Source organism: Halorubrum sp. SP9 (assembly GCF_005435015.1).
Lineage (GTDB): Archaea > Halobacteriota > Halobacteria > Halobacteriales > Haloferacaceae > Halorubrum > Halorubrum sodomense.
This window is the reverse complement of sequence record NZ_SGXU01000721.1, coordinates 1-231: the sequence shown is the minus strand read 5'-3', so window position 1 is coordinate 231 and position 231 is coordinate 1. Positions and strand designations below refer to the sequence as shown.

The window sequence follows — 231 nt, the reverse complement described above, 5'->3', positions numbered from 1 at the left end:
AGTAATTTCGAGCTGCATCGGCGTCGCCGTCAACACGTAGTTACACACCGTGTCGTTCTGTAACTCCGTGAGTAGCTCGTAGAGATTCGTTCCCTCGCGACCGTGGTGAGCCTCGTCGACGAGCGTGAGGTCCCATTCGAAGTTATCCTTCGGTGGGTCGCCCGGATGTTCCTCCTGCCAGTGAACGGAGGGTGAGAACATTCCCATGTTCCCCGAGCGCCGTGCGGTATG

The 231-nt window shown here is 58.0% G+C and carries 1 protein-coding gene; it reads right to left on the bottom strand.

Going from position 1 to position 231, the window contains the following annotated elements; all coding sequences use genetic code 11:
• On the bottom strand, nt 1-207 hold a 207-nt coding region (locus EXE45_RS19115), incomplete at its 3' end, for a hypothetical protein (RefSeq protein WP_241989550.1).
• Nucleotides 208-231 lie beyond the last annotated feature (24 nt).